Raw genomic sequence first — 21,071 nt, 5'->3', positions numbered from 1 at the left:
TGGGGGGATCCCCCCAGATATCACTGCGCTACGGCCCAACCAGGGCCGCTCTTCTGCTTTCTCTTCGGTGGCGGCTGCGCTCGTGTCAGCCGGCCATCCGGCGGGACGCCTCGTCCAGGCGGTCCGCGATGGTCCCGTTGATGACCTCGTCTCCGATGCGCACCGAGACCCCGCCGAGGACCTCGGGGTCCACGTCGAGGTTCAGATGCACCTGCCGGCCGTAGATCTTGGCCAGTGCCTCTCCGAGACGCCGCTTCTGCGTGTCGCTCAGCGGTACCGCGGAGACCACGACTGCGACCACGCGGTTACGGCGCGCAGCGGCGAGCTTGGTCAGGGCATCGAGCCCTGCATCCAGGCTACGTCCCCGCGGCTGGGTCACAAGACGGGCGACGAGCCGCTCGGTGTACTCGTTGGCCCTGCCGTCCAGCAGTGCGTGCAGCAGCCGGGCCTTGGCCTCGGCGGGGGCGCCACGGTCGGCGAGCGCGGCACGGAGATCGCCGGCGCTGGAGACGATGCGGCCGAACCGGAACAGCTCGTCCTCGGTCTCGTCCAGCACCCCGGCCCGTTCCGCGCCGATGATCACGGCGAGGAAGGCGAGCTGCTCGCAGGTGTCGGCGAGGTCGCGCGGCACCGACCAGCGGGATCGCACCAGGCCCGACACCAGGTCGAGCGCCTCGGCGCCGATCCTGCCGTCGAAGAGCGCCGCAACCAGGTCGGCCTTGCGCTGCCCCTCGATGCCGGGGTCGGTGAGGGTGCCGCGCAGCCCGGCCTCACGGTCGAGCAGATCGCTCACGGCCAGCAGGTCCTCGGCGAGGGCGGAGGTGTCGACCGCGCTGTGGTCGGTCAGCGCCTCCAGGCGCTCACGGGCTGCTGCGTTCGACTGACGCGTGGCGTTGCTCACGTGGCGGCGCCCTGCGTCTGCTCGGCCTTGGCGTCGAGCTCGTCCAGGAAGCGGTCGACCACACGGCTCTGACGTGCGGTGTCCTCCAGGGACTCACCGACGACACGGCTGGCGAGCTCGGTGGCGAGCCGGCCGACCTCCTGGCGCAGCTGGACGGCCACCTGGCGGCGGTCCGCCTCGATCTGCGCGTGGCCGGCCTCGATGATCGACTCCCGCTGGCGCTGGCCCTCCTCGCGCATCTCCGAGATGATCACCGCACCCTGCTCGCGGGCCTGCTCCAGGATCCGCGCGGCCTCGTGGCGCGCCTCGGCGAGCTGTGCCCGGTACTCCTCAAGCGTGCGGGTGGCCTCGGCCTGTGCCTGCGCCGCCCGCTCCAGGCCACCCTCGATCGCGTCGTGGCGCTCTGCCAGGGTCTTCTGGATGTTCGGCAGGAGCTTCTTGCCGAGGATGCCGAAGACGATGAAGAAGCAGAGCAGGCCGACGACTAGTTCTGTGGTCTCGGGCAGGAGAGGGTTCTGGGTCTCCTGCGCCAGGATGTGCAACATGTCCGAACCTTTCGTCGGGTGCGGCTACCGGCGGTAACGGCTCACGACTGGAAAACGAAGGGCACGACCAGACCGAGCAGCGCGAGCACCTCACAGAGGGCGAAGCCGAGGAACATGTTCGTGCGGATGATCGGCATGGCCTCGGGCTGGCGGGCCATGGCCTCGATGGAGTGACCGAAGACCAGGCCGATGCCGACGCCGGGGCCGATGGCGGCGAGACCGTAGGCGACCGCGCCCAGGCGGCCCGCGACGGAGGCGGCGGCGAAGTTAACGAGGTCGGGCGACATTTATCTGTCTTCCTATGCGATGCGGTCCACTGGGGGGCTTCCCAGTGGAGGTCTGGACGGGGAAGTGCGGTGTCGGGTCAGTGACCCTCTTCGAGCGCTCCACTGATGTAGATCGAGGCGAGGAGCGTGAAGATGTACGCCTGCAGGAACTGGATCAGCAGCTCGAAGGCGGTCATGAAGGCCGCCAGCAGGAACGAGCCGCCGGCCACGGCAGTCAGGAAGGTGGGGGTCAGCAGGTACCAGCTCGCGATGCTGAACAGCACGATCAGCAGGTGTCCTGCGAACATGTTGGCCCACAGCCGTACCGCGAGGGTGAACGGCCGGGTGATCACGTTCTGGATGAACTCCAGCAGCACGATCAGCGGGATGAGGGGCTTGGGCAGGCCGTCGATCCAGACCAGGTTCTTGACGCCGCCGCGGAAGCCGTGCGTCTTGAACGTCAGGAACATGTAGGTGATGAAGACCAGTGCCGCGAGCGCGACCGGGAACGCGAAGCGCGAGGTGGCCGGGAACTGCGCCAGCGGGATGATCGACATGATGTTCATGACCCACACGAAGAAGAAGATCGACGTGAGGAACGGAACGTACTTGTCGCCCTTCTTGCCGATCACTTCGCGGGCGATGCTGCGGGCGATGAAGTTGTAGCCGATCTCGCCGGCCAGCTGCCATTTCCCGGGAACGAGCTTGGGCTTGCTGAAAGCCACCCAGAAGAAGCCGACCACCAGGACCACGCAGATGAGCGCGAGCAGCATCGGCTTGGTGAAGTCGAAGCCGGCGACGCTGAAGATCGGCTTGAAGTCGAACGAGTGGAGGCCAGGGGCGGGGAATGCGCAGTCTTGCCGGATATGGCATCCAGGCTCAGCGAGCAGCGTGTGGGCACTCACCCGTGACTCCTTCGTCGTGACGCATAGGTAACGGCAATCTTGTGTGTCTGAGCGGCTGGTGGGGCCGCTGTTCGGCACTGAGGACGTGGGGGTGGGGCGGTGCCGCCGCAGTCCACGGGGAGCATCCGCCGGGGACCGGTCGTCCGGGCTGCCGCACCTCGGCCACAGCCGTACGTCCGGATTCGCCGGGGGCCTCGGGGGCTTAGCCCTGCCGTGACCCATGACCGGGGTGAATCCCCGCAGGCGGAAGCGATTCCGGACGATAGCAGATCGGCATCGAGCGTCTTAACGCAGCCCTTACGCCGCATCGCGGGACTCCGCGCCTACCGCGTCCGCCGCCTCCTTGGTGACCACGGAGGGCTCAGGCTGGACGTAGAGCATCCTGCTGGTGAGGCTGTGCTTGACCTGGCCGCCCACCCAGGCCAGGGCGGTGACCAGCAGGCTGAGGCCGAAGGCCCGGCCGTTGAAGAAGTCGGCGTCCTCGAAGGCGACGATGAACACACCGATGAGCAGGATCTGCACGGTGTAGACCAGCAGCCCGGCCGTCATTGCCACCTGCGGCTTGTCCTGGGTGATGCGCATCAGCGCATACGACCCCAGACCGAAGAAGACGGCGACCACTGCCAGCGCCACCAGCCCGCCTACCAGGCCCTTTTCGCCTGCGAGGAACGCGCTGACCACGGTGGCGACGATTCCCAAGGGGGCGGCGACCAGCGCGGAGCCCCGGAGAATCCGGGCGTCGTTGGACTGCATGCGGGCAGCTCCAGCGGGAGTTGGGGGCGGGTTGTACACGGTGACTGACGGCGACTCGTCAACGGTCCGCGTTGATCAGAGGCTAGCGCCAGGAGGCTTGTGCGCCTCAGGCCGGAAGACCGTCCTGCACAAGGTCTTTCGGCTCTTCACCTGGTGGTAGTGAACGGTATCACAAACTATTTGATGAGAGCTTTACCTATTCGGTGTGGTCGCCGTCACACATGAGATCGAAGCTGCCCGTCTGTGCAGGGGCGGGACTCAACTTGACTGAGTTTGAACGCTTTTGCCAGGCGCCGATCGCCTACTGTCGGACCCTCAGCGTGAGGTTCCGGCACCCCTGGGATCCAGAAAGCGCCCGCCATGATGATGGTCAATTGCCGTCGCGCCGTTGACTCCTGCGGTCCCGGATGCGCCCGTACCGGTCGTGGAACGGGTGGCCACCGCAGGCTCCGCGACGGCAGCCGCCGTGCCGTTCTGCTCAACTTTAGTACCGATCACACCACTTTGAGCATTATCGACAAACTCAAGACAGTCGACCGAATCGCCCGATTCGCCCGATTCGCCCCGACCTGCCGCTGTTTGGCGGGCCTCTGCGGGCTCTCCCCGCCCGTCACCGGCCAGGGTGTCCGGGTCCTCGGTGCGGTCCGCGCCGGCCCCCCCGTCCGCGCCCGGACCGGTGCCCGCGGGGCCGGCGCCCGCGCCGGCGGCGTCGGCGCCCTCGCCCGGCAGGGCGGACGCGGCCCGGCTCCTGCGGTACCGCGGCGGCACCACGCGCTCGGCCCACACCGGCACCCGCGGCGTGAACCGCGGCAGCAGGAGCAGCACCAGGCCCACCGCGCTCAGCGCGACGATGGCCAGCACGATCCACATCGAGGCGGAGTTGACCGAGTACGCCAGCGCCCCGAAGGCGATCAGCGCCGACCAGAAGTACATGATCCCCACGGCCCGGCTCTGCGAGTGCCCGATCTCCAGCAGCCGGTGGTGGAGGTGGCCGCGGTCCGCCGCGAACGGCGACTGGCCGCGCCAGGTCCTGCGCACGACGGCCAGCACCAGGTCGGCCGCGGGCACCGCGATGATCGTCAGCGGCAGCAGCAGCGGGATGTAGGCGGGCACCATCTGGTGCACGGTGGCCCGCTCGGAGCCGGAGAAGAGCTTCATCGCGTCCGGGTCCACCTGGCCGGTGATGGAGATGGCGCCGGCGGCCAGCACGAGGCCGATCAGCATCGAGCCCGAGTCGCCCATGAAGATCCGCGCCGGGTGCATGTTGTGCGGCAGGAAGCCCAGGCAGATGCCCATCAGGATGGCCGCGAAGAGCGTGGCGGGGGCGGCGTCCTCCAGGCCGTAGCCGTACCAGATCCGGTAGCCGTACATAAAGAACGCGGTGGCCGCGATGCACACCATGCCGGCCGCCAGGCCGTCCAGGCCGTCGACGAAGTTCACGGCGTTGATGGTGATCACGACGAGCGCGACGGTGAGCAGGGTGCCCTGCCACTGGGTGAGCGCCACCAGGCCGACGCCCGGCACCGGCAGCCACAGGATCGTCAGGCCCTGGACCACCATGACGCCCGCGGCGATCATCTGTCCGCCCAGCTTGATCAGGGCGTCGATCTCGAACTTGTCGTCCAGGACGCCGATGATCCAGATCAGCCCGGCGCCGGAGAGCAGCGCACGCGGCTCGCTGGAGTTCGCGAACACCTCGTTCAGGTTGGGCAGGTGGTCGGCGACCAGCAGGCCCGCGCAGAGCCCGAAGAACATCGCGATACCGCCGAGGCGCGGCGTCGGCTCACGGTGCACGTCACGCGCCCGGATCTCGGGCATCGCCCCGGCCACGATCGCGAACTTCCGCACCGGGCCGGTCAGCAGGTACGTCACCGCGGCCGTGATGCAGAGCGTCAGCAGGTATTCACGCACGGGCTTCCCCACAGGTATCGCTGGCCATCTCAGCCCCACACCCTAGCTTCGCGACGTCACGTGTGAGGACTTACGGGTGGCGACGATGGTTCCATGTGCGGCTGAGAGCCGCGTCACCGAGGCCCCGGGACGCCGTCCCCGAGCCTCTGCCGGGGACGCCGCGGAGGCGCTGTCCCCGGCCCCACCGGGGCCCACCGGGGCCCACCGGAGCTCAATGGGATGCCGTCCCGGGGCCACCGGGCGCCCTCGCCCGAGCGGCCGGCCGGCCGGACGGGTCACCGAACCTCCCTGGTGCCCGCCGTGGCTGCCCGGGACGGCTGCCGGGCGCTCTCGGGCCGCGCCGGGCCCGGTCGTCCCCTGCCGGCGGTGCCGCTAGCTGTCCGGGGCAGGATACGGCGGAAAAGCGCTGGTGAGGACCTGCACCTTGCGACGGGCCGTGGGGGCGTCGAGCGCCCCGCGCAGCACGGCGCCGATCAGCTCCGCGATGCGGGCCATCTCCGACTCCCGCATGCCCTGGGTGGTGACGGCCGCGGTGCCGAGCCTGATGCCGCGGGCGTCGCCGTGCGGCAGCGGGCAGCTGTCCAGCACGATCGCCGCGGCACCGAGCCGGCCGCGGGCTGTGCGGCCCTCGGCGCCCAGCGGGGCCGGGTCGGCGGTCAGCAGGTGGGTGTCCGTGCCGCCCGTGGTGATCAGCAGGCCCTCCGCGGCCAGCGCCTCGGCCAGTGCGCGGGCGTTGGCGACGACCTGGTGGGCGTAGCCGCGGAACTCCTCGGTGGCGGCCTCGCCGAACGCCACCGCTTTGGCGGCGATGGTGTGCATCTGGGCGCCGCTCTGGGTGAACGGGAACACCGCGCGGTCGATCCGCTCGGCCAGCTCGGGCCCGCACAGCACCATGCCGCCGCGGGGGCCGCGCAGCACCTTGTGGGTGGTGGCGCAGACGACGTCCGCGTACGGGACGGGGCTGGGCGCGGCGCCGCCGGCCACCAGGCCGATGGGGTGCGCGGCGTCCGCGATCAGGTAGGCGCCGGCCTCGTCGGCGATGGCGCGGAACGCGGCGTAGTCGATGTGCCGCGGGTAGGCGATCGAGCCGCACACGATCGCCTTCGGGCGGCGGGCCCGCGCCAGCGCCCTGACCTGCTCGTAGTCGATACGGCCGCTCTCGGCGCCGACGCCGTAGCCGACGAAGTCGAACCAGCGGCCGGAGAAGTTCGCCGGGGAGCCGTGCGTGAGGTGGCCGCCGAACGGCAGGCCCATGGCCAGGACGGTGTCGCCGGGGCGCAGCAGGGCCGCGTAGGCCGCGAGGACCGCGGAGGAGCCGGAGTGCGGCTGCACGTTCGCGTGGGCGGCGCCGAAGAGGCGCTCGGCCCGCTCGGTCGCGATCCGCTCCGCGGCGTCGGCCAGCTCGCAGCCGCCGTGGTGGCGGGCGCCCGGGTAGCCCTCGGCGTACTTGTTGGCGAGCGGTGAGGCGAGGGTCGCGAGCACGGCTCGCGAGGTGAAGTTCTCGGCGGCGATCAGCTGGAGCGCCGAGGCCTGGCGGTCGCCCTCGGCCGCGAGGACCTCGGCCATCTCGGGGTCCTGCCGGCGCAGCAGGGCGAGGTCGGCGGGTGCTTCCGCCGCGGCGGAACGGCTGGGCATGTACGTACCGTAATGCTGCGTGCACAGGTTGTCCCGCCCAACCACCCGTTCGGCGCACCCCGGCGTGCCAGGGGCGCGAGGGACTGCGCCCCACGCGCCCCTGCGGGCCGCCACCACCCGAAGGGGGCGGTTCCGGCCGCCTCCGGACCACCGGCCGTGGCGGGCCGGTCGCGCAGTTCCCCGCGCCCCTAGACGAGTAAGTCCAAAGGGGCCGGGTGCATGAAGCGAGGGTCTCGTTGGTCCGTTTGTGACGACAGACCTCGAAACCCTCGCGACTGCACTGTACGTGAAGATCGACGACTCTCTGGTGGGATCGCGCCGATGGGGCCGTCCGCCGAGGCTGAGTGATGCAGAGCTGTTGACGCTGGCGGTGATGCAGGCCCTGCTCGGATTCGTCTCCGAAGCCCGCTGGCTGCGTTTCGCCCGCGCCCACCTGGCCGCCGAGTTCCCCTACCTGCCCGGGCAGTCCGGCTACAACAAGCGCCTGCGGGCCGCGAACACACTGATCAGCCGATTCATCCGCACCTTCGCCCGAGACACCGACCTGTGGCACGACGACGTGTGGATCGTGGACTCCACACCCGTCGAGTGCGCCCGCTCACGGCCCACCGTCAAACGCTCCGACCTGGCCGGCTGGGCCGGATACGGCTACTGCCCCTCCCACTCCCGGTTCTTCTGGGGCCTGCGGCTCCACCTGATGTGCACCCCCGGCGGGCTGCCGATCGCCTGGGCCCTGGCCAACCCGAAAGTCGACGAACGCGAGGTGCTGGTCGACATGATCACGGGCGACCAGGATCTGCAGGCCACACACCCGGGGCAGACGATCGTCGGCGACAAGGGCTACGTGTCGAAGGATCTCGACGCCTTCATGGCCGCGCGCGGAATGACCCTACTGCGGCCGAGTTACCGCAACCTCAAGCCCCGCCCCGGCGAACACCTGCTCAAGCCCATCCGCCAGCTCATCGAGTCGGTCAACGACACCCTCAAAGGCCAACTCGACCTCGAACGCCACAGGGCGAGAACCCCTGCCGGAGTCCTCGCCCGCGTCGGACAACGCATCCTGGCGATGACAGCCGCGATCTGGCACAACCGCAACACAGGCCGACCCATCACACGCTCACTGACCGCCTACGACCACTGAACCAAAGCCTTCGGACTTACTCGTCTAGGTGGACCGGGGCCCAGCCCCACGTAAGGGCCCGCCCCGAAAAGGGGCGCGGGGAACTGCGCGACCAACCACGACGAGACCACCGGATCACCACCACCCCAAAAGGGCACCCGGAACCGCCCGGGCCACCGGCCGGTGGCAGGTCACGCGCGTGGCCCCCACAACCCTTGAGGCGGACCGGGGCCCAGCCCCACGTAAGGGCCCGCCCCGAAAAGGGGCGCGGGGAACTGCGCGACCAACCACGACGAGACCACCGGATCGCCACCACCCCAAAAGGGCACCCGGAACCGCCCGGGCCACCGGCCGGTGGGGGTGCGCGTTCGCGGGTCCCCGCGCCCCGGACGGGGCGCTACTTGCCCGTGAGGGCGACCAGAACCGGCTCCAGCGCCTGCTGGATCTCCTCTCCGACGGAGCGGAAGAAGGGCAACGGCGCCCCGTACGGGTCGTAGACCTCGTCCGCCTCCGCGCTGGGCGCGAGCAGCCACCCCCGCAGCGCCGCCGCGGCGCGCACCAGCGCACGCGCCCGTTCCACCACGCCCTCGTCCACGGGATCGGGCAGTGTCGCGGGGTCTATGGCCCGCACCAGGCGGGTGAACTCCTTCAGGGTGAAGGTGCGCAGGCCCGCGGAGTGGCCCATCGAGATGACCTGCGCCCGGTGGTCCCGGGTCGCGGTGAGCACCAGGTCCGCCCGGATGACGTGCTCGTCCAGCAGTTCACGCCCGACGAAGCCGCCGGGGTCCGCCCCGAAGTCGGCGAGCACCGTCTCGGCGTGCGCCTCCATCGGCGCCCCCTCGTGGCCCCACGTGCCGGCGCTCTCCACGATCAGGCCCCCGATCGGGACGTCCGCCGCATAGCCGCACGCGGGCGCGCCGAGCCGGCCCGCCAGGGCATGGCGGGTCAGCCGCTCGGTGATCGGCGAGCGGCAGACGTTGCCGGTGCTGACGTGGAGGATCCTGAAGGTGTCGCCGGTACCTATGCCACGCACGTCATCAGGACGGGGTGTCGTCAATTGGCCACCTCAAGGTCGGGTACGACCTTGCGGAGCTCGTCCGCGTCGAGCGCGCCGGCACGGAGCAGCACCGGTACCTTCCCGGTGACGTCGACGATGGAGGACGGCACGATGCCCGGCGTCGGACCGCCGTCCAGGTAGACGGAGACGGAGTCGCCGAGCATGTCCTGCGCGGCGTCGCAGGTCTCCGGCGCGGGGTGCCCCGTGAGGTTGGCCGAGGTCACCGCCATCGGCCCGGTCTCGCCCAGGAGCTCGATGGCGACCGGGTGCAGCGGCATCCGCACGGCGACCGTGCCGCGGGTCTCCCCCAGGTCCCACTGGAGCGACGGCTGGTGCCGGGCGACCAGGGTGAGCGCCCCCGGCCAGAAGGCGTCGACGAGCTCCCAGGCCGTCTCGGAGAAGTCGGTGACGATGCCGTGCAGCGTGTTCGGGGAGCCGATCAGGACGGGACTGGGCATGTTCCGGCCGCGCCCCTTGGCCTGCAGGAGGTCGCCGACGGCCTCCGCGCTGAAGGCGTCGGCGCCGACGCCGTAGACGGTGTCGGTGGGCAGCACGACCAGCTCGCCACGGCGGACGGCGGACGCGGCCTCCCGGAGACCGGTGGTGCGGTCGGTCGCGTCATTGGTGTCGTAGCGCCGTGCCATGGGCGGGCCTCCTCGTGCACTTACGGGCTCTGGGGGTGAGTGTGGGGGTGACGGTCGGGGTGGGGTTGCGGGGGGTCACGGCAGCGCCTTGCGTGCCGTCGCGAAGCGCGGGCGGTTGTTCAGGTCGGGGTGGTCGGCCGCGTCCGCCCACCCTGCCTCCTCGCTGAAGAGCCACGGCACCTGCCCGCCCTGCGTGTCGGCGTGCTCGACGACGACGATGCCGCCGGGCCGCAGCAGCCGCTGGGCGGTGCGCACGATGCCGCGGATGGTGTCGAGACCGTCCTCACCGGAGAAGAGGGCGAGCTCGGGGTCGTGGTCGCGGGCCTCCGGGGCCACATACTCCCACTCCGTGAGCGGAATGTAGGGAGGGTTCGACACGACCAGGTCGACCTGGCCGTTGAGCTCGGGCAGCGCGGTGCGGGCGTCGCCGTGGTGGATGGTGACCCGGGAGCCGGCGGCCTGGTCCGCGTGCCGGGCGTTCCTGCGGGCCCAGGCCAGGGCCTCCTCGGACAGCTCCACGGCGTGCACCCGGGAGCGGGGCACCTCCTGCGCCATGGCGAGGGCGATCGCCCCCGAACCGGTGCACAGGTCGACGATGAGCGGCTCCACGACGTCCATGGCGCGCACCGCGGCTATGGCCCAGTCGACCACGGACTCGGTCTCCGGCCGCGGTACGAAGACCCCGGGGCCGACCTGGAGTTCCAGGTACCGGAAGTAGGCGAGCCCGGTGATGTGCTGGAGCGGCTCGCGGGCCTCGCGGCGCGCCACGGCCTCCCAGTAGCGGGCGTCGAAGTCGGCGTCCTTGACGGTGTGCAGCTCGCCCCGCTTGACGCCGTGCACGAACGCGGCGAGTTCCTCGGCGTCGTTGCGCGGCGAGGGCACGCCGGCGTCGGCCAGCCGCTGGGTGGCCTGGGCCACCTCCGCGAGCAGCACGCTGCGCGGGTTGGGGGGTCGCTCCCCAGGATGAGGCTGCACGCTGGTCCTTTCGGGACTGAGCCGTTCGTGGTGCGGGTGCGCGGGGCGGCGCGGGCTCCCGGTTACGCGGCCGCCAGCTTGGCCGCGGAGTCCGCGTCGACGCACGCCTGGATGACGGCGTCGAGCTCGCCGTCGAGCACCTGGTCCAAGTTGTACGCCTTGAAGCCCACGCGGTGGTCCGAAATGCGGTTCTCCGGGAAGTTGTAGGTGCGGATCTTCTCGGAGCGGTCGACGGTGCGGACCTGGCTGCGCCGGGCGTCCGCGGCCTTGGACTCCGCCTCCTCCTGGGCCGCCGCGAGGAGCCTGGAGCGCAGGATACGCATCGCCTGCTCCTTGTTCTGGAGCTGGCTCTTCTCGTTCTGGCAGGAGGCGACGACGCCGGTGGGCAGGTGGGTGATGCGCACGGCGGAGTCGGTGGTGTTCACGGACTGGCCGCCGGGGCCCGAGGAGCGGTAGACGTCGATCCGGAGGTCGTTCGGGTTGATCTCGATGTCGATCTCCTCGGCCTCCGGGGTGACCAGCACCCCGGCCGCGGAGGTGTGGATACGGCCCTGGGACTCCGTCGCGGGCACCCGCTGCACCCGGTGCACCCCGCCCTCGTACTTCAGCCGCGCCCAGACGCCGTGGCCCGGCTCGACGGCGCCGCGGCTCTTCACGGCGACCTGGACGTCCTTGTAGCCGCCCAGCTCGGACTCGGTCGAGTCGATGATCTCGGTCTTCCAGCCGACCCGCTCGGCGTACCGCAGGTACATCCGCAGCAGGTCGCCGGCGAACAGCGCGGACTCGTCACCGCCGGCGCCGGCCTTGATCTCCAGGATGACGTCCTTGTCGTCGCTGGGGTCGCGGGGCACGAGCAGCATCCGGAGCCGCTCGGTGAGAGCGTCGCGCTGCTGTTCGAGGTCGCGCACCTCGGCGGCGAAGTCGGGGTCCTCGGCGGCCAGCTCCCGCGCGGTCTCGATGTCCTCGCCGGCCCGCTTCCAGTCGCGGTAGGCGGCGACGATCGGGGTCAGCTCGGCGTAGCGCTTGTTGAGCTTGCGCGCGCCCGCCTGGTCGGCGTGGACGGCGGGGTCGGCGAGCTGTTTCTCCAGGTCGGCGTGTTCGCCGATGAGTTCCTCGACCGCCTCGAACATCTGAAGGGCTCCTGATCTGGCGACGCGTACGCCCGGTGACGGGGGCGTACTGAGGGGCATGAGCGATCAAAAACGCCGGTCCCGGCGCCCCGGGCGGGGCGGCCGAGGACCGGCGCAGTTGCTCGCTACTTCTTGGAGCCGGCAGCAGCCTTGCCGAAGCGGGCCTCGAAGCGGGCCACACGGCCTCCGGTGTCGAGGATCTTCTGCTTGCCCGTGTAGAACGGGTGGCATTCGGAGCAGACCTCGGCACGGATGGTGCCGGATCCGATCGTGCTACGGGTCGTGAACGACGCGCCGCAGGTGCAGCTCACCTGGGTCTCGACGTACTCGGGGTGAATCTCGCGCTTCAAGGTGTCTCCTATGTTCCGGGAGGGCGCCGGGTCGCAGCCCGCGGGTGCGGGAGCGTGAACCGGAGCCGACGTACCAGTCTGCCAGGACTGGCGCCATCCCCCAAAACCGGGGCGGTGCCCCGGATATTCCCCCTGCCCGGCAGGGGCCGCGGGAGCGGGGCGCGGCCCCGCCTTGAGGCGCGGGGAACCGCGCATCCAGGCACGACGAGACGCGAGCGTCGTCACCGTCCCAAAGGGGCGGTCTCTGTCCTCCCCGGACCACCGGCCGGTGGTGGGCCGCTCGCGCAGTTCCCCGCGCCCCTGGGTGGGCCGGGGCGCAGCCCCGCATGGGAGGGGCGCGGGGAACTGCTGGGGGTACCTCCCACGCCTTTCAGGCAGTGGGGGACAACCACGACGAGACCGTCAGATCGCCACCGCCCGAAAGGGGCAGTCTCTGCCGTCTCACGACCGCCCGCCAGTGGCCGGTTGCTCGCGCAGTTCCGCGCGCCCCTGACGTGGGCCGGGGCGCGGCCCGCGTCGGAGGGCCGCGGGCTAGCTGCCCGCGACGACGTGACCGGCCGCGCCCCCGGCCGCGGCGGACCCCCTGGTCGCCGAGGCCGGCACCGGCTTGTCCGCCTTGAGCGCGGACCACACCTGGCGGTCCTGCGCGGCGAGCGGCAGCACCCGGTTCGCGTTCTGCGGGTCGTAGGCGACCGGCAGCGTCAGCATGGTGGTGCTGCCGGGCCCGATGTCCTTGAGGCTGCCCGCGAAGCCGGCCAGCTGTTTGACGGAGGCCAGCTCGGAGTCGGTGGTGATGGCGCTGGTGGCGGTGTCGGCGAGGTCGTAGAGCTTGGCCGGATTGCTGATCACGCCGACCTGCCTGACCTGGTTGATCAGCGCCTTCACAAAGGCCTGCTGGAGCTGGATCCGGCCGAGGTCGCTGCCGTCGCCGACACCGTGCCTGGTGCGCACCAGGCCGAGCGCCTGCTCACCGTCGAGGGTGTGGGTGCCGGGCGGCAGGTGCAGGTGGCTCTTGTCGTCGTCGATGGCCTGCCGCGTGGTGACGGGGACGCCGCCGAGCGTGTCGACGAGCTTCTTGAAGCCGGTGAAGTCGACCTCGATGAAGTGGTCCATACGGATGCCGGACATGGCCTCCACCGTCTTCACGGCGCACGCCGGGCCGCCGACCTCGTAGGCGGTGTTGAACATCTGGGCCCGGCCACCCCTGACGGTGGTGCCGTTGCGCGCCGTGCAGTCGGGCCTGGTGACGAGGGTGTCGCGGGGTATGGACACCACGGTGGCCCGCTTGTGGCCCTGGTAGACGTGCACGATCATCGCCGTGTCGGAGCGTGCCCCGCCGCCGTCGGTGCCGTACTCCGCGTTGGGGCCGGAACGGGAGTCGGAGCCGAGCACCAGGATGTCCATCGAGCCGTTGTCGACGTTCGCGGGGCGGTGCTTGCCGAGGGCGGCGTTGATGTCGACGCCACTGAGGTTGCCGTTCAGCTTGAAGTACACGTAGCCGAGGCCGCCGCCGCCCAGGAGCACCAGGCCGGCCGCCGCCCACGCGGTGGCCAGCAGTGCCTTCCGGCCCGCGCTCCTCGGCTTGCGCCGCCGCCCCTTGCCGCGGCGGCGGCTGTCGCGCATGGGTGTGCTCTCGTCGGCCATGTACTCCCCTGGGTCTCCTAGCTGCCCGGTTACCCCCCGCCGTCAGCCTCAGTCACCCCCGTCCACGGCTCCGGACCAGCCAGCAGCGTTGCACAATGTCCCGGTTTCACCCGGTGCCTCAGCAGACACCCTCCGTACACGACCCTCCGGATCCCCACCTCCGACCAGCACGTTCCGGCCGGGAACCACCCCGCTCCCCCAACCCACGATGTGGCGAACGTCTCGCCCGCCCACCCTGTCGGGGCGCAGCCCCACCCTGTCGGGGCGCAGCCCGAAAAGGGGCGCGGGGAACTGCGCGCCCGGCCACAGCGAACACGTCACGTCGCCACCGCCCCGAAGCGGCAGTCTCTGTCGCTGCCGGACCACCGGCCGGTGGGGGTTGCTCGCGCGGTTCCCCGCGCCCCTGAGATGCGCCGAGGCGCAGCTCACAAACCCATCCCACAAAAAGGCACAGGCCACAAAAAAAGCCGCCCCCCTCGCCCGGCCAGGGCGAGAGGAGCGACCGGAACACCGACTGAAAACACCGAACCGGAAACGCGACAACCGGAACGCCGATGTACCGGAACCGGAACGTCGGCCGACCCGCGCGTAGCGCGCTAGTCGCCGTTGTTCCCCGGCGCGGGCGTCGTCTTCTGAATCTGCAGAAGGAACTCGGCGTTCGACTTGCTCTGCTTCATCCGGTCCAGCAGCAGCTCGATCGCCTGCTGCTGGTCCAGCGCGTGCAGCACCCGCCGCAGCTTCCAGACGATGCCCAGCTCCTCGCCGCTGAGCAGGATCTCCTCCTTGCGGGTGCTGGACGCGTCGACGTCCACCGCGGGGAAGATGCGCTTGTCGGAGAGCTTCCGGTCGAGCTTGAGCTCCATGTTGCCGGTGCCCTTGAACTCCTCGAAGATCACCTCGTCCATCCGCGAGCCGGTGTCGACCAGCGCGGTGGCCAGGATGGTCAGCGAGCCGCCGTCCTCGATGTTGCGCGCGGCGCCGAAGAACCGCTTCGGCGGGTAGAGCGCGGTCGAGTCGACACCACCGGAGAGGATCCGGCCGGAGGCGGGCGCCGCGAGGTTGTAGGCGCGCCCCAGGCGGGTGATGGAGTCGAGCAGGACGACCACGTCGTGGCCCAGCTCGACGAGCCGCTTGGCGCGCTCGATGGCCAGCTCGGCGACGGTGGTGTGGTCCTCGGCCGGGCGGTCGAAGGTGGAGGAGATGACCTCGCCCTTGACCGACCGCTGCATGTCGGTGACCTCTTCGGGACGCTCGTCGACGAGGACGACCATCAGGTGGCACTCGGGGCTGTTGTGCGTGATCGCGTTGGCGATCGCCTGGAGGATCATGGTCTTACCGGTCTTCGGCGGGGCCACGATCAGGCCGCGCTGGCCCTTGCCGATGGGCGAGACCAGGTCGATGATGCGCGTGGTCAGGATGCCCGGGTCGGTCTCCAGACGGATCCGGTCCTGCGGGTAGAGCGGCGTGAGCTTGTTGAACTCGGGGCGGCCGCGGCCGTGTTCCGGCGCCATGCCGTTGACGGAGTCGAGGCGGACCAGGGCGTTGAACTTCTCCCTGCGCTCGCCCTCCTTGGGCTGGCGCACGGCGCCCGTGATGTGGTCGCCCTTGCGCAGGCCGTTCTTGCGGACCTGGGCCAGCGAGACGTAGACGTCGTTCGGGCCCGGGAGGTAGCCGGAGGTGCGGATGAAGGCGTAGTTGTCGAGGATGTCCAGGATGCCCGCGACGGGGATCAGAACGTCGTCCTCGGCGATCTGCGGCTCGCTCACATCGTCGCGGCCGCGCCGGCCGCGCCGGTCCCGGTAGCGGCCCCGGCGGCCCCGGCGGCCGCCGCCGTCGTCGTCGTAGCCGTCGTCCTGGCGGCCGCCTCCGCCGCCGCCCTGCTGGCGCTGGCCCGCGCCGCCCTGCTGGTTCTGCTGGTCGTCGCTCTTGCCGCGGCGGTCCCGGTCACGGCCGCGGCCGCGCTCCCGGCGGCTCTGGCGGCCGTCGCCGTGGTCGCCGGAGCCGTCGTGCTTCTCGGCGTGGTCGGTCTTGGGCTCCGTCCTGGTCTCGGTCCTGACGTCGCCGGCCTCGGCCCTGGCGTCGGGGCTGCCCGCCTCGGCGGTGACCCGGCGCCTGCGGCGCTCGCCGGTCGACTGGTCGTCGCTGGCGGGCTGGCCGGGGATGTCGATCTGCTGCTGGGCGACGGCCTGCTGTGCGGGCGCCTCACCGGCCGAGGACCCCGTGTTCTCGGCCTTCTCGGCGCGCTCGGGGGCGGCGGTCCGGCCCGCCTTGCCGGCCGTCTCGGCCGCCGCGTCGCCCTGGCCGGCGCGCTGACCGGCCTCGTCGGCCTTGGCGGCCTCGGCCTGGGCCTCATCGCCGGTGCGCGCGCGGGAGGTGGCCCGGCGCTTCGGCTTGGTCTCGGACGGTGCACTCTTCGCCTGGGCGCCCGAGGTGGCCTGGGGGGCTCCCCCGGCCTGTGCCTCCTTGATGACCTCGATCAGCTGGCTCTTGCGCATCCGCGCGGTGCCCCTGATCCCGAGGCCGGATGCGACCTGCTGCAGCTCGGCAAGCACCATGCCCTCAAGGCCGGTGCCGCGGCGCCGCCTGGTGCCGGCCGATGCACCGGAGGCAGGCGCAGCAGAGGCGTCCGTGGCGGGCGCGGCAGCGGTATCGACCGTGTCGGCGCTCACGCCCATCAGATCGGTGGTGTCGCTCACGAAGGGTCCTTCCCTGGAGCGGACGTCGGCCTTCTGGCTCGGCGACCGGTTGTGCTGTCCGGCGGTGATCCTTCGAGTGTTGGACCATGCCGGGGCGGTGGTCCGCCAAAGCGGCGGAAGAAACAACTGGTGATGGCGAGTCCCGGTGCCGTGTCACGGAAATCTCTGTGCCATGCGGCTCGGTCACGCCTGTTCCGGAGCTCCCCCAGCTATCGCTGGGAGGTACTCACCCAGCTACCGCTGGGAGGTACACCCACTCGGCCATACCGCTCGGTGCGGCGCACAGAACGATCGGGGAGCTCCCGGAAGAATGTCTGTCCCGGACGGGGACACGAAGCACCTCGCCATATGTGGGGTCGGGTGCAGACTTGAGGTTAACACTACCGGATCCATCAAACATTCCCCCTCTCCACATCCGGCAACCGTATCGGGGCAATTGCGTCACTCGGCCCTGGTCGGCGACAGGGGCAGCACGCTCGCCCCCGCCGAGTCCATGACCAGCCGGTTCGCCGCCCACCCCTCCCCCGCGAGCAGGGCCACCTTGTCGGCGTCGTCGCTCTGCGTCAGGGCCAGGACGGTGGGTCCGGCTCCGGAGATGACCGCGGGGACGCCATCGGCCCGCAGCCGCTCGACGAGGGCGGCGCTCTCCGGCATGGCCGGAGCGCGGTACTCCTGGTGGAGCCGGTCCTCCGTGGCGGGCAGCAGCAGGTCGGGGCGCCTGGTCAGGGCCTCGACGAGGAGTGCGGCCCGGCTGGCGTTGGCCGCGGCGTCCACATGGGGGACGGAACGCGGCAGGAGCTCGCGTGCCGTCTTCGTCAGTATCGGTTTACCCGGTACGAAAACCACCGGAACGATGGAATCGGCGGCATCCATCCTGATCGCCCGCGCCGCGCCGCCCTCCATCCACGAGATGGTGAAGCCGCCGAGCAGACAGGACGCCACGTTGTCGGGGTGGCCCTCGATCTCCGTGGCGAGTTCCAGCAGGGCGGCGTCGTCGAGCCTGGCCTCCCCGCCTATCGTCACGGCGCGGGCGGCCATGATGCCGGCGCAGATCGCGGCGGACGAGGAGCCGAGGCCGCGGCCGTGCGGGATGCGGTTCGCGCACACCACCTCGAGGCCGCGGGGCTGTCCGCCGAGCAGGTCGAACGCGGTGCGCATGGCGCGTACGAGCAGGTGCTCCTCATCGCGCGGGAGGGTTTCGCTGCCCTCGCCCGCGATGTCGATGTGCAGGCCGGAGTCGGCCACTCGGACGACGACGTCGTCGTACAGCCCCAGCGCGAGACCGAAGGTGTCGAAGCCCGGGCCGAGGTTGCCGCTGGTGGCGGGGGTGCGCACCCGGACGGCGGCGGCGCGGAAGGCGGGACCGGCCATCGCTCGATGACTCTCCTTGAGCTGCGTGATTGTCGTGCTGTGCGTGCTGTGGGTGGTGTCGATGGGTCTGTGCTGGCCTGCGGGACCTGGACGGTCCCGGTTGCGGGCGTCGGGTCTGCGGGGTGGGGTGGCGGATCTGGGCTACGGACGGCGTTCGACGCGTGGGAGGTACTGACGGAGAGAACCCGGCGCCCGGCGCAGGGGCAGCACCGCGGCATATGCGGTGAGGGGTTCGGCACAGCCTATCGAAGGAAGGTTCTGTGGCGACACAGGGCGCACAGGAGGCGCACGATGCGTGTCGTGTGCTCTTCCGTGCACCCCCTGGCCGGGGTGTCCTCCCCCGTGCGGCTCCTGCGTCGGGCGTGCGGTGGATGCGGCGCCCTTGCCAGTTCGTCCGCCCCGCCCGTTCACGGACCACGGTACGACGCGTTCCCCGGGCACGCGAGGGGCCACGCGGGCCACGGCCCTCGCACCGGCAGGGCGACTTCCGGCCACCGGGCCCCCGGCGTGCCGCCCGCCGGCCTCCGGCGCGCGGCCTTCCCGCCTGCGTGGCCTGCGGCTTCCCGGCCCGCATGGCCACGCGGGCCCCCCGGGCCTTCCGGCCCCGGTCTCCCGCCCCCGGCTCGGGGCGTTCCGGCCTGTACGGCTGGGGCGTTCCGGCCTGCATGGGCTTGCGGTCCTCCCGCCTGCCGGCCTGCGGCTTTCCCGCTCCGTGGCCGGTGGCCTCCCGTTCCCGGCAACTCCCGGCAACGGCCCAGCCGCTATCCGAGCCCCAGCCGCTCCGCCGCCGCCGCGGCGTCCACCGGCACGGTGAGCGGCTGCGGGGCGCCGGCGACGGCCCAGTCGGGGTCCTTGAGGCCGTTTCCGGTCACCGTGCAGACGATGCGTTGGCCCTTCTCCACGAGGCCCTGCTCCGCGGCCTTCAGCAGCCCCGCCACGGACGCGGCGGACGCGGGCTCCACGAAGACGCCCTCCTGGGCGGCCAACAGTCGGTAGGCGCGGAGGATCTCACGGTCCGTCACCTCTTCGATGAGGCCGCCGGACTCCTCCTTCGCGGCGAGCGCGTACTGCCAGGAGGCCGGGTTGCCGATGCGGATCGCGGTGGCGATCGTCGTCGGGTCCTTGACGACCTCGCCGCGCACGATCGGCGCCGCGCCGGAGGCCTGGAACCCCCACATCCGCGGGGTGTGCGTCGCGGGCCCGTCCGCCGCGTACTCCCGGTAGCCCTTCCAGTACGCCGTGATGTTGCCCGCGTTGCCGACCGGCAGCACATGGATGTCGGGGGCGTCGCCGAGCGCGTCCACGATCTCGAACGCGGCCGTCTTCTGGCCCTCGATGCGGACCGGGTTGACCGAATTCACCAGCGCCACCGGATAGTTCTCGGAGAGCGCGCGCGCCAGCGTCAGGCAGTCGTCGAAGTTGCCGTCGACCTGGAGGATCCGCGCGCCGTGCACCAGCGCCTGACCCATCTTGCCGAGCGCGATCTTGCCCTGCGGCACCAGCACGGCGCTCACCATGCCGGCGCGCACCGCGTACGCGGCGGCCGATGCGGACGTGTTGCCGGTGGAGGCGCAGATGACGGCCTGCGCGCCCTCCTCCTTGGCCTTGGTGATGGCCATGGTCATGCCGCGGTCCTTGAACGACCCGGTCGGGTTGGCGCCCTCCACCTTGAGGTGCACCTCACAGCCCGTGCGCTCGGAGACCACCCGGGCGGGCACGAGCGGCGTGCCGCCCTCGCGCAGCGTCACGACCTGCGTGGAGCCGGACACGGGCAACCGGTCCCGGTACTCCTCGATGATTCCGCGCCACTGGTGGGTCATTGCTGGTTACTCTCCTTCAACCCGCATCATGCTGGCGACACCGCGCACGGTGTCGAGGGTGCGCAACGCCTCGACCGTCCCGCTGAGGGCGGCGTCGGACGCGCGATGGGTGACGACGACGAGCGAGGCCTCCGAGGACCCCGAGAACCCCTCCGTCTCGCTCTGCCGGCTCTGCTGGCGCACCGTGTCGATGGACACGCCGTGCTCGGCGAAGACCGTCGCGACCTGGGCCAGCACGCCCGGCTTGTCGGCGACGTCGAGGCTGATGTGGTAGCGCGTGGTGACCTCGCCCATGGGCGAGACGGGCAGCATGCTGTACGCGGACTCGCCGGGCCCGGTGGCCTCGCCGAGGCGGTTGCGGCAGACGGCGACGAGGTCGCCGAGGACCGCGGACGCGGTCGGCGCGCCGCCCGCGCCGCGCCCGTAGAACATCAGCTGCCCGGCCGCCTCGGACTCCACGAAGACGGCGTTGTAGGCCTCCCGCACGGAGGCCAGCGGGTGGCTGCGCGGAATCATCGCGGGGTGCACCCGGGCGGTGACGGAGCCGCCGTCCGCGGCACGCTCGCAGATGGCGAGCAGCTTGATGGTGCAGCCCATCTCCTTCGCGGAGGCGAAGTCGGCGGCGGTGACCTCGGTCATCCCCTCGCGGTAGACGTCGTCGAGCCGTACCCGGGTGTGGAAGGCGAGCCCCGCGAGGATCGCGGCCTTGGCGGCCGCGTCGAAGCCCTCGACGTCCGCGGTCGGGTCGGCCTCCGCGTAGCCGAGCGCGGTGGCCTCGTCCAGGGCCTCCTGGTAGCCCGCGCCGGTGGTGTCCATCTTGTCGAGGATGTAGTTGGTGGTGCCGTTGACGATGCCCAGCACGCGGTTCACATGGTCGCCGACGAGCGACTCGCGCAGTGGCCTGATCAGCGGGATCGCGCCGGCGACGGCCGCCTCGTAGTAGAGGTCGCGGCCCTGCTGCTCGGCGGCGGCGTGCAGAGCGGAGCCGTCCTGGGCGATCAGCGCCTTGTTGGCGGAGACCACCGAGGCGCCGTGCTCGAAGGCGGTGGTGATCAGGGTCCTGGCCGGCTCGATGCCGCCGATGACCTCGACGACGACGTCGATGTCGCCCCGTTTGACCAGGGCGGTGGCGTCCGTGGTGATGAGCGCGGGGTCGATGCCCTCCCGGACCCTGGAGGGCCTGCGCACGGCGACGCCGGCCAGCTCCAGGGGGGCGCCTATCCGGGCCGCGAGGTCGTCGGCGTGCGCCGTCATGATGCGCGCCACCTCTGAGCCGACGTTCCCACAGCCCAGCAGCGCCACTTTCAGCGGCCGCGTACGCATCATCCGACCTCGCTTCTCATCCGGC

General features: G+C 71.3%; 18 protein-coding genes. 1 reads left to right on the top strand and 17 read right to left on the bottom strand.

What is annotated here, in order from left to right; all coding sequences use genetic code 11:
* Positions 1-85: 85 nt before the first annotated feature.
* From ACSMXW_RS26375 to ACSMXW_RS26345, 7 genes are all read right to left on the bottom strand, one after another.
* Positions 86-901 carry a F0F1 ATP synthase subunit delta gene (locus ACSMXW_RS26375; RefSeq protein ID WP_485799889.1) on the bottom strand — a complete coding sequence of 272 codons (816 nt, stop codon included), beginning with the start codon at positions 899-901 and terminating at the stop codon, positions 86-88.
* Positions 898-1,446 (bottom strand): F0F1 ATP synthase subunit B, encoded by a 549-nt coding sequence (locus ACSMXW_RS26370; protein ID WP_485799888.1) that lies wholly within the window; start codon positions 1,444-1,446, stop codon positions 898-900. The genes ACSMXW_RS26375 and ACSMXW_RS26370 overlap by 4 nt, the downstream gene beginning before the upstream one ends.
* A 41-nt stretch (positions 1,447-1,487) precedes the next feature.
* Positions 1,488-1,733, bottom strand: coding sequence for an ATP synthase F0 subunit C (gene atpE / locus ACSMXW_RS26365; protein WP_485799887.1), 246 nt, complete (start codon positions 1,731-1,733; stop codon positions 1,488-1,490).
* 77 nt (positions 1,734-1,810) lie between these two features.
* The gene (gene atpB, locus ACSMXW_RS26360) at positions 1,811-2,617 is read right to left on the bottom strand and encodes a F0F1 ATP synthase subunit A (RefSeq protein WP_485799886.1); all 807 of its coding nucleotides are present in this window, start codon (positions 2,615-2,617) and stop codon (positions 1,811-1,813) included.
* Positions 2,618-2,914: 297 nt separating this feature from the next.
* Entirely contained in the window at positions 2,915-3,370 is a 456-nt protein-coding gene (locus tag ACSMXW_RS26355) for a Cg1360 family ATP-synthase-associated protein (protein ID WP_485799885.1), read from the bottom strand.
* Between the two features lie 315 nt (positions 3,371-3,685).
* On the bottom strand, positions 3,686-5,281 hold the full coding sequence (locus ACSMXW_RS26350) for an MraY family glycosyltransferase (protein ID WP_485799884.1): 1,596 nt from the start codon (positions 5,279-5,281) through the stop codon (positions 3,686-3,688).
* Positions 5,282-5,653: 372 nt separating this feature from the next.
* Complete coding sequence (locus ACSMXW_RS26345) at positions 5,654-6,916, bottom strand: serine hydroxymethyltransferase (RefSeq protein ID WP_485799883.1); 1,263 nt, start codon at positions 6,914-6,916, stop codon at positions 5,654-5,656.
* 247 nt (positions 6,917-7,163) lie between these two features.
* Here ACSMXW_RS26345 and ACSMXW_RS26340 point away from each other — a divergent pair, with 247 nt between their 5' ends.
* Complete coding sequence (locus ACSMXW_RS26340) at positions 7,164-8,057, top strand: IS982 family transposase (protein ID WP_485799882.1); 894 nt, start codon at positions 7,164-7,166, stop codon at positions 8,055-8,057.
* 376 nt (positions 8,058-8,433) lie between these two features.
* On the opposite strand, the gene ACSMXW_RS26335 is transcribed toward ACSMXW_RS26340, so the two are convergent.
* From ACSMXW_RS26335 to ACSMXW_RS26290, 10 genes are all read right to left on the bottom strand, one after another.
* Complete coding sequence (locus ACSMXW_RS26335; protein WP_485799881.1) at positions 8,434-9,093, bottom strand: arsenate reductase/protein-tyrosine-phosphatase family protein; 660 nt, start codon at positions 9,091-9,093, stop codon at positions 8,434-8,436.
* Positions 9,090-9,737 (bottom strand): L-threonylcarbamoyladenylate synthase, encoded by a 648-nt coding sequence (locus ACSMXW_RS26330; protein ID WP_485799880.1) that lies wholly within the window; start codon positions 9,735-9,737, stop codon positions 9,090-9,092. Before ACSMXW_RS26330 ends, ACSMXW_RS26335 begins: the two co-directional genes overlap by 4 nt.
* A 75-nt stretch (positions 9,738-9,812) precedes the next feature.
* The gene (prmC, locus tag ACSMXW_RS26325; protein WP_485799879.1) at positions 9,813-10,712 is read right to left on the bottom strand and encodes a peptide chain release factor N(5)-glutamine methyltransferase; all 900 of its coding nucleotides are present in this window, start codon (positions 10,710-10,712) and stop codon (positions 9,813-9,815) included.
* A 62-nt stretch (positions 10,713-10,774) separates the two neighbouring features.
* Complete coding sequence (gene prfA, locus ACSMXW_RS26320; protein WP_485799878.1) at positions 10,775-11,842, bottom strand: peptide chain release factor 1; 1,068 nt, start codon at positions 11,840-11,842, stop codon at positions 10,775-10,777.
* Positions 11,843-11,967: 125 nt separating this feature from the next.
* Positions 11,968-12,192: a 50S ribosomal protein L31 gene (gene rpmE / locus ACSMXW_RS26315; protein ID WP_189933418.1), complete on the bottom strand. Its 225-nt coding sequence runs from the start codon at positions 12,190-12,192 to the stop codon at positions 11,968-11,970.
* Between the two features lie 531 nt (positions 12,193-12,723).
* On the bottom strand, positions 12,724-13,836 hold the full coding sequence (locus ACSMXW_RS26310; protein WP_485799877.1) for an LCP family protein: 1,113 nt from the start codon (positions 13,834-13,836) through the stop codon (positions 12,724-12,726).
* 596 nt (positions 13,837-14,432) lie between these two features.
* On the bottom strand, positions 14,433-16,532 hold the full coding sequence (rho, locus tag ACSMXW_RS26305) for a transcription termination factor Rho (protein WP_485799876.1): 2,100 nt from the start codon (positions 16,530-16,532) through the stop codon (positions 14,433-14,435).
* 441 nt (positions 16,533-16,973) lie between these two features.
* Complete coding sequence (gene thrB / locus ACSMXW_RS26300; protein ID WP_485799875.1) at positions 16,974-17,903, bottom strand: homoserine kinase; 930 nt, start codon at positions 17,901-17,903, stop codon at positions 16,974-16,976.
* A 761-nt stretch (positions 17,904-18,664) separates the two neighbouring features.
* The gene (gene thrC, locus ACSMXW_RS26295) at positions 18,665-19,723 is read right to left on the bottom strand and encodes a threonine synthase (RefSeq protein WP_485799874.1); all 1,059 of its coding nucleotides are present in this window, start codon (positions 19,721-19,723) and stop codon (positions 18,665-18,667) included.
* 6 nt (positions 19,724-19,729) lie between these two features.
* Positions 19,730-21,049, bottom strand: coding sequence for a homoserine dehydrogenase (locus ACSMXW_RS26290; RefSeq protein WP_485799873.1), 1,320 nt, complete (start codon positions 21,047-21,049; stop codon positions 19,730-19,732).
* Positions 21,050-21,071 lie beyond the last annotated feature (22 nt).

This window comes from Streptomyces sp. DSM 116793, assembly GCF_057320905.1.
The sequence above is the reverse complement of the archived record's forward strand: the minus strand, read 5'-3'. Positions and strand labels throughout refer to the sequence as shown.